This is a genomic window from Hydrogenophaga sp., assembly GCF_048549895.1.
GTDB lineage: Bacteria > Pseudomonadota > Gammaproteobacteria > Burkholderiales > Burkholderiaceae_C > Hydrogenophaga.
This window is the reverse complement of the sequence record NZ_JBLYYB010000141.1, coordinates 1-7,906: the sequence shown is the minus strand read 5'-3', so window position 1 is coordinate 7,906 and position 7,906 is coordinate 1. Positions and strand designations below refer to the sequence as shown.

At 65.0% G+C, this 7,906-nt stretch carries 9 protein-coding genes; 2 read left to right on the top strand and 7 right to left on the bottom strand.

The features are described from left to right. The coding region (locus ACN4F8_RS14495) for an IclR family transcriptional regulator domain-containing protein (RefSeq protein WP_419474244.1) at positions 1–514 on the top strand (514 nt) is incomplete at its 5' end. A 6-nt stretch (positions 515–520) separates the two neighbouring features. On the opposite strand, the gene ACN4F8_RS14490 is transcribed toward ACN4F8_RS14495, so the two are convergent. From ACN4F8_RS14490 to ACN4F8_RS14460, 7 genes are all read right to left on the bottom strand, one after another. Then, positions 521–1,243, bottom strand: a complete 723-nt coding sequence (locus ACN4F8_RS14490; RefSeq protein WP_419474243.1) for an ABC transporter ATP-binding protein — start codon at positions 1,241–1,243, stop codon at positions 521–523. After that, a complete protein-coding gene (locus ACN4F8_RS14485; protein ID WP_419474242.1) occupies positions 1,243–2,004 on the bottom strand; it encodes an ABC transporter ATP-binding protein in 762 nt (253 codons plus the stop codon). The genes ACN4F8_RS14490 and ACN4F8_RS14485 overlap by 1 nt, the downstream gene beginning before the upstream one ends. Then, positions 2,001–2,993 (bottom strand): branched-chain amino acid ABC transporter permease, encoded by a 993-nt coding sequence (locus ACN4F8_RS14480; protein ID WP_419474241.1) that lies wholly within the window; start codon positions 2,991–2,993, stop codon positions 2,001–2,003. The genes ACN4F8_RS14485 and ACN4F8_RS14480 overlap by 4 nt, the downstream gene beginning before the upstream one ends. Further along, positions 2,990–3,853 carry a branched-chain amino acid ABC transporter permease gene (locus ACN4F8_RS14475; RefSeq protein WP_291214131.1) on the bottom strand — a complete coding sequence of 288 codons (864 nt, stop codon included), beginning with the start codon at positions 3,851–3,853 and terminating at the stop codon, positions 2,990–2,992. Before ACN4F8_RS14475 ends, ACN4F8_RS14480 begins: the two co-directional genes overlap by 4 nt. Before the next feature lie 112 nt (positions 3,854–3,965). After that, positions 3,966–5,153: an ABC transporter substrate-binding protein gene (locus ACN4F8_RS14470; RefSeq protein ID WP_419474240.1), complete on the bottom strand. Its 1,188-nt coding sequence runs from the start codon at positions 5,151–5,153 to the stop codon at positions 3,966–3,968. A gap of 133 nt (positions 5,154–5,286) precedes the next feature. Then, the gene (locus ACN4F8_RS14465; RefSeq protein ID WP_419474239.1) at positions 5,287–5,760 is read right to left on the bottom strand and encodes a flavodoxin domain-containing protein; all 474 of its coding nucleotides are present in this window, start codon (positions 5,758–5,760) and stop codon (positions 5,287–5,289) included. Between the two features lie 62 nt (positions 5,761–5,822). After that, a complete protein-coding gene (locus ACN4F8_RS14460) occupies positions 5,823–6,719 on the bottom strand; it encodes a LysR substrate-binding domain-containing protein (protein ID WP_419474238.1) in 897 nt (298 codons plus the stop codon). Positions 6,720–6,828: 109 nt separating this feature from the next. Here ACN4F8_RS14460 and ACN4F8_RS14455 point away from each other — a divergent pair. After that, positions 6,829–7,906, top strand: a 1,078-nt coding sequence (locus tag ACN4F8_RS14455; RefSeq protein WP_419474237.1) for a M20 aminoacylase family protein, incomplete at its 3' end; no start/stop codon positions are given.

The following is a 7,906-nucleotide window of genomic DNA, read 5'->3' as shown; positions in this document are numbered from 1 at the left end:
GCGCTTGCTGCAGCCCACGCTCAACCGACTTGCCGCACTCACGCGGGATTCGTTTTCAGCGGCGGTGCTCGACGGCGACGAGGTGGTGATCGTGGCGCGCAACGTGTCGATCGGCGGCCAGCGGCTCATGGCCTATGGGCTGCACCTCGGCGCGCGACTGCCTGCCCACGCCACCTCCACCGGTCGGGTGTTGCTGGCGGCCATGCCACGCGGTGAATTCACCACCTGGCTCAAGGGACGCGAGCTGCCCCGCCTGACGCCGCACACCGCGGTCGATCACAAGGTGTTCAAAGCCCTCATTGCCGAGGTGCGCAGCCATGACGTGGCCATCGCCCGCGAGGAACACGAGCTGGGCGTGTTTGCGCTCGCCGTGCCACTGCGCAACATGCAAGGCAAGGCGGTGGCCGCGCTGAACGTGGTGTCGTCCGCCGAGCGCATGGATTCACCACAGTTCCAGCGCGACATGTTGCCGCTGCTGCAGGACGCTGCGCGTGAACTGCGGCCCTTGCTCTGAACAGGCTCAGACGCCGAGGTACTGTTCGAGCAGTTCGGGCTTCGACAGGAGTTCTTCAGAACTGCCCTCGAACACCACCTCGCCCTTGACCAGGATCACGTTGCGGTCGGTGATCTGGGTGACGTGTTTCCAGTTCTTGTCCACGATGATGCTGCTGATGCCGCTCTCACGGATCAGGCCGCAGATGCGCCAGATCTCGCGCGCAATCAGCGGCGCCAAACCTTCGGTGGCTTCGTCGAGGATGAGCAGGTCGGGGTTGGTCATGAGCGCGCGGCCGATGGTGAGCATCTGCTGTTCGCCGCCGCTGAGCTGTTGCCCGCCGTGGTTCAGGCGTTCGGCCAGGCGCGGGAAGGTTTCCAGCACCCGGTCATAGGTCCAGTCACGCTGGCCCTTGGTGCCAGCGCGGGCCGACATCACCAGGTTTTCCTTCACGCTCAGGTTGCCGAAGATGCCGCGGCCTTCGGGCACGTAGGCCAGGCCTTGTCGCGCAATCTCGAAGGTGGGTGCGCCCGTCATGTCGCGGCCCTTCACATGCACTTTGCCTCCACTGGGTTTGACGATGCCCATGATGGATTTGAGCAGCGTGGACTTGCCCATGCCGTTGCGGCCCATCAGGCCAATCGTCTGGCCTTGGCCGACGGTGAAGTCGATGCCGCGCAGGATGTGGCTGGCGCCGTAATGGGTGTTGAGACCCTTGGCCTCCACCAATGCGTTCGTCAAAGCGCTCATCAGTGTTCCTCACCCAGGTAGGCTGCTTGCACGGAAGCATCGGCGCGCACCTGCGCAGGCGTGCCGCTGGCGATCACCTGGCCGTTCACCATCACGGTGAGCTGGTCGGCCAGCGTGAACACGGCGTCCATGTCGTGTTCCACCAGCATCATGGCGTGGTCCTTTTTCAAACGCAGCAGCAGCGCCACCATGCTCTCGGCCTCGGCCTGGCCCATGCCGGCCAGGGGTTCGTCGAGCAGCAGCACGGTGGGCTCGGTGGCCAGCGTCATGGCGATTTCCAGCTGGCGCTGCTCGCCGTGGCTGGTGGTGCCGGCCACCACGCTGGCACGTGAGGTCAATCCCGCGAGTTTCAGCGCGCGTTCGCAGCGCTCGTTGACCGCGCCCATGGCGCTGGCCGACGACACCCAGCGCAGCGGGTTCCACGGCGCGTGCCGCTCGCGCGATTGCGCGGCCAGACGCACGTTGTCCCACACGGTGAAGGGCAGGAAGATGTTGGTCTTCTGGTAGCTGCGGCCCAGGCCCAGGCGCGAGATTTTCTCGGGGCTCTTGCCGGCGGTCTCGACGCCGTTGAGCGTGATGCGGCCCGAGGTGGGTGGCAGGTCGCCCGAGAGCAGGTTGGTCAGCGTGGACTTGCCCGCGCCGTTGGGGCCGATCACCGCGTGGATGCGGTCGCGGTGCAGGTCGACCGACACATCGTTGACGGCGGCCAGACCGCCGAAGCGTTTGGTGAGGTTGCGTGCGGAGAGCAGGAGGTCACTCATGGCGCAGCCTTTTTCTTGGTGAAACGCTCAACCAAGCCCAGCAAACCACGCGGCGCGAACACCACCACCAGCACGATGAAACTGCCCATGAGCAGCTGCCAGTGTTTGGTGAGGTCCTTGAAGAAGTGCATCACGTATTCAAACGCGAAGGCGCCCACGATGGCCCCGGCGAAGTTGCCCATGCCGCCGAGGATGACCATCATGATCGCGTGCGCGCTCATGTGAAATCCCATCAGCTCCGGGTTCACATAACCGGTCTGCGCGGCCCACAGAAAGCCTGCCACGCCAGCCAGCGCACCGGCCAGCGTGAAGGCCGCGAGCTTGTAGCCGAAGGTGCCGTAACCCACGGCGCGCATGCGGTGTTCGTTCACGCGGATGCCGGCAAGCACGCGGCCAAACGGCGAGAACAAGAGCCGGCGCAGGAAGGCGTACACCAGCACCAGCAACAACAGCGTGAAGTAATAGAAGGTGGTCTTGTTTTCGAGGTCGATGCCGGTCCAGCCAAACACCGAGGCGTCGGGGCGGAAGTTCACGTACACACCGTCCGAACCGCCGAGCGCCTTGTTGTCGAAGAACAGGAAGAACACCATCTGCGCGAACGCCATGGTGACCATGATGAAGTAGATGCCGTGGGTGCGCACCACGAAGAAGCCGATGATCAGCGCCGCCAGGCCCGCACCCAGCGCCGAGGCGGGCAGGGCCCACCACAGGCTGATGGGCGTGTCGGCCGGGGTGAGGAAAGCGAGGGCGTAGCCGGCGAGACCAAAGTAGGCCGCGTGGCCGAGCGACACCAGGCCAGTCACGCCCTGCAGCAGATCGAGGCTCATGGCGAAGATCGCCAGGATCATCATCTGCGAGAGCATCTGCAAATAGAAGTCGCCACCGGTCAGCGGAATGAGCGGGAACGCAGCGAGCGCGATGGCGCCCAGCACCAAAATGGCCTGGATGCTGCGCGGCAGGTTTTCGAGTTGGGCTTTCGGAGAACTCATTGTTTGAACAGCCCTTCGGGCTTGTAGAGCAGCACGAGTGCCATCAACATGTACACGGCCATGCCCGCGATCTGCGGCACCAGCACCTTGCCGAAGGTGTCGACCAGGCCCACCAGCAATGCGGCCACCAGGGCGCCGCGCACCGAACCGATGCCGCCGATGACCACCACCACAAAACACATGATCAGCACCGAGCTGCCCATGCCGGGGTAGACGCTGGCAATGGGCGAGGCGATCATGCCGGCGATGGCGGCCAGCGCCACGCCCAGTGCGAACACCACGCCGTGGATGAGGCGGATGTTGATGCCCAGCGATTCGGTCATCTCGCGGTTGAATGCACCAGCGCGGATCTTCATGCCCAGGCGGGTTTTGGAAATCAGCAGGTACAGGCCGAGGGCCAGCGCGATGCACACGCCCGACATCACCAGCCGGTACACCGGGTAGGAGAGGTTCTCGGTCAGCGGGATCGACCAGTTCAGCACCTCGGGCACCTGCACCGCGTGCACGTCGTCGCCCCAGAGGATGGAGCGCACCTCTTCAAAGATGTAGATCAGGCCGAAGGTGAGCAGCACCTGGTCGAGGTGGTCGCGGTGGTAGAAGTGGCGAAACAGCGACCACTCCAGCAGCCAGCCCAGTGCCACGGCGATCACCGTGCCCAACACGATGGCCAGCACCAGGCTGTCCAGTTGGCCGACCAGGAACCACGCGAGGTAAGCGCCCAGCATGTAGAAGCTGCCGTGCGCCAGGTTGACCACACCCATGATCCCGAAGATCAGCGTGAGGCCGGCGGCCAGCATGAACAGCAACAGGCCGTATTGCAGGCTGTTGAGCAACTGGATCAGGAAGTTGGCGAAATCCATGGGCGATCAGGTGGGTCGTGGGATCGGGGAAGCGTGCAAAAAACAGGCCAGCGCCCGTGAGGCGCCGGCCTGCTGAGAGACCAGCCCGGAAGGGGCGCAGGTCCGACTGGCTTCAGCCCATGCGGCAGCCGGTAGCGGGGTCGGCCACAGCCTTTTGCGCGATGCCGATCACCTTGTTTTCCTTGTTCTCGACCTTGCGCAGGTACATGTCCTGGATCGGGTTGTGGGCCGCGCTCATCTTCCACTTGCCGCGCGGGCTGTCGATTTCGGCGCCGTTCATGGCCGCGTAGAGTGCCTGTTTGTTGTTCAGGTCACCCTTGACAGCATTCGCACCTTTGACGAGCAGCAAACCGGTGTCATAACCCTGCACCGCGTACACGTCGGGCTGGAGCTTGAACGTCTTGGCGTAGTCGAGGCGGAATTTCTTGTTGCGCGGCGTGTCCAGCGAATCGCTGTAGTGCATGGTGGTCAACACACCGTCGGCGGCCGGGCCAGCGGCTTCAAGCACGCCCTCGGTCAGGAAGCCCGAGCCGTAGAGCTGGATGTTCTTGTTCAAGCCCGCCGCGGCAAAGTCGCGCAGGAACTTGGCCGCGCCGCCACCGGCGAAGAAGCAGGCCACGGCATCGGGGTTGAGCGAGGCGATCTCGGTCAGCAGCGCCTGGAACTCCACGTTGGGGAAGGGCAGGCCGAGCTTTTTGACGATGGTGCCACCCGCTTCGGTGTAGCTCTTCTCGAAGCCTTCAAAGGCCTCGTCACCCGCTGCGTAGTTCCAGGTGATCCACACGGCTTTCTTGTGGCCGCGTTCCATCATGGCCTTGCCCAGCGCCAGCGTGGGCTGTGAGTTGGTGAATGAAGTGCGGAAGACGTTGGGCGCGCATTGGGCGCGGGTGGCCACGTGCACGCCGGCGTTGGGGATCAGGCTGAGCACGCCGCTGTCGCGCGCCACCTTGTGGATGCCCATCTGCACGCCGGAGTGCACCGTGCCCACGAGCACGTCGACCTTGTCGCGCTGCACCAGGCGGGTGGCGTTCTCGATGCCCTTGGCCGGGTTGGATTCGTCGTCGACCTTGAAGAACTCGACCTCACGGCCGCCGAGCTTGCCGCCCTGTTCGTTCAAGGCCATGCGAAAGCCGTTTTCGATGGCCACGCCCAACTGGGCGAAGGTGCCGGTGTAAGGCAGCATGAAACCCACGCGGACCTTGTCCGACTGTGCGCGCGCGAATTCGGGCAGCAACAGGCCGGTGGACGCGGCGCCGATCACGGCAGCGCTGCGGGTCAGGACAAGTCGGCGAGTGGTCATGAGGGAATCTCCAGTTGGGTTGGCGGAAAGCGGGATGGCCGGGTCACTGTAGACGGGAGGGTATCGATTGGCGATACAGAATTACCCGTACTTGAGGCCTGAACTATTTACGTGTGAATATGAAAGCGCCGAGTCAGGTGGTTGCGGCCAGTGCCAACGCCAGCCACTCGCGCGCCCAGGCGGTGCACACCACCTCCGGCTCGGTGCCGGCAGATGCGTCGTGGCGAAACACCTCGCCGACGCGCACCGCGCCCAGATCGGCCAGGCGTTCGTCGAAGCGCAGGCCACCGTTGCAGAAGGTCTGGGGGTACACGCTGTCGCCCAGCGCGATCACGCCGTAGCGCACGCTACCCAGGTATTTGGGTTGACTGGAGAGGGATTCGTAGAGGTGGCGGGCGTTGTCGGGCACATCGCCCGAGCCGTAGGTGGACGAGCAGATGACGTAAAGTGCATCTTCGTCAAACACCTGGATGTCCAAGCCGTCCATCATGCGGACCTCGATGCTTGGGACCAGATCGGCGCAATCCATCTCGATGGCCTGAGCCACATACTCAGCGGTGTTGGTCATGGTGCCGACCAGAATGAGGAGTTTTGACGGTGTGCTCATAAGAAGTGCACGCAATATCCTTCATGTTCTTGAACCCGCCACCCGGGAAAACCCCGACCGGATCACAACCCGCAAGCTGCGGCAGTCCAGCGCGGCAACTGCTCCCGCAAGATCCGCAGCGCCGGCGCGCCCTGGCGTTGCGCCGGTGTGACCAGTCCGAACCGCGCCACCGCATCCAGGCGTGGTGACACGTCCAGACGGATCAGGTCCGCCGCCACGGCGTTGACGGTCAGCACGACGGCGTTGCTGCGTCGGGCCACCTCCACGATGCTGAGCGACTCGTCGCAACGCAGGGTGACCATGTCGTCCGGGTTGGCCTGCGGGCCGTAGCGGGTGATCAACAGGCGAGCCACTTCGTCGCTCAGTGGGGTGGACGCCACCGGATACGCCATCACGTCCTCCAGGCTCACCGCGCGGCCTGGCTGGGCCAGCGGGTGGTCCCGGCGCACCAGAAAACCGGCATCCAGCTCGAAGGCCAGGGTCACCTGCAGGTCGGCCGAGGGCCGCATGTCCCGGATGTCGACGATGGCTGCGTCCAGGTGCTGCGCACGCAGCGCGCTGAGCAGCACGGCGGTGTTGCCGCGCGAGATCTGAACCTGCAGCCGGGGGTGGTGCTCGGCCATGTGCAGCATCAGCGGTGTGCTGAGCAGCGCGCCCGGCGCAGAACTCAGCCCCACCCGAAGCTGGCCGATCAGTCCAGCGTGCAGGCCCTTGCCTGCCTGTCTGAGCGCCTCGGCATCGCCCACCAGGCGCCTCGCGCGCGCCAGCACTTCGTGGCCGAACGGGGTCAGGGAAATGCGACGCCCCAGGCGATCGAACAGCGTGCCGCCGAGTTCGTCTTCCAGCGCGTGGATGCTGCGGGTGAGCGCCGGCTGGGTGAGAAACAGCGCCGCAGATGCCTGCACGAACGAGCCCACATCGGCCAGCACCACGAAGTGCCGCAGTTGCACCAGCGTCATCTCAAATCCTCTGTGAAAGTTATTGATGGTTGATCAGCAATGCATTGGACTTTAAGACCAACGCTTTCTAGCATGCAACAAAGTTCATGAATCAACCGGAGCAACGGCCTTGGAACGACTCAGCGATCAAGCGGTTCAGGAGTTCATCGCGCTGCGGCGCGACATCCACCAGCACCCGGAGCTGGCCTTTGACGAGCACCGCACCAGTGCCCTGGTGGCGCAGAAGCTGCAAGCGTGGGGTTACGCGGTGACCACGGGTCTGGGGGGCACCGGGGTGGTGGGGCAACTGCGCCGGGGCAGCTCAGAGCGCACGATCGGCCTGCGCGCCGACATGGATGCGCTGCCGATCATTGAGGCCACCGGCACCGACTGGACCAGTTGCCACCACGGCGTGATGCACGCCTGCGGGCACGACGGCCACACCGCCATGCTGCTGGCCGCCGCACAGCACCTCGCAGAAGAGGGCGCTTTTGACGGCACGCTCAACCTGATCTTCCAGCCCGCAGAAGAGGGCGGCGGGGGCGCGCTCAAGATGATGGAGGACGGCCTGTTCGAGCGCTTTCCCTGCGATGCGATCTTCGCCATGCACAACATGCCAGGCCACGCCCAAGGCCAACTGGTGTTCCGCAGTGGCCCGGCGATGGCGTCTTCCGACTACGCCACGGTCACGCTGCACGGTGTGGGTGGCCATGGCGCCATGCCCCACAGAACCACCGATGTGGTCGTCGCGGCAGCATCCATCGTCATGGCGCTGCAGACCATCGTCTCGCGCCATGTGGACCCTTTGCAGCCAGCGGTCGTCACCGTGGGCGCCGTGCACGCCGGTCAGGCCAACAACGTGATCCCGGCCACGGCCCGCCTGGAACTCAGCGTGCGCGCGCTGGACCCGCAGGTGCGTTTGAGCGTGGAGCAGCGCATCCGCGAACTGGTGCGCCTGCAGGCCGAGAGCTTTGGTGTGCGCGCCGAGCTGGACTGGCGCCCGGGCTACGCGGTGCTGGTCAACGACGCGCAGCAGACCGAGCGCGCTCTGGCGGCGGCGCGTGCACATTTCCCGCCCTCGCAGGTGGTGGCCCAAGGCCCCCTGCTGACTGGCAGCGAAGACTTCGCCTTCATGTTGGAGCGCGTGCCCGGCTGCTACTTGCTGATCGGCAACGGCGCCGGTCAGGAGCCCGGCGCCTGCATGGTGC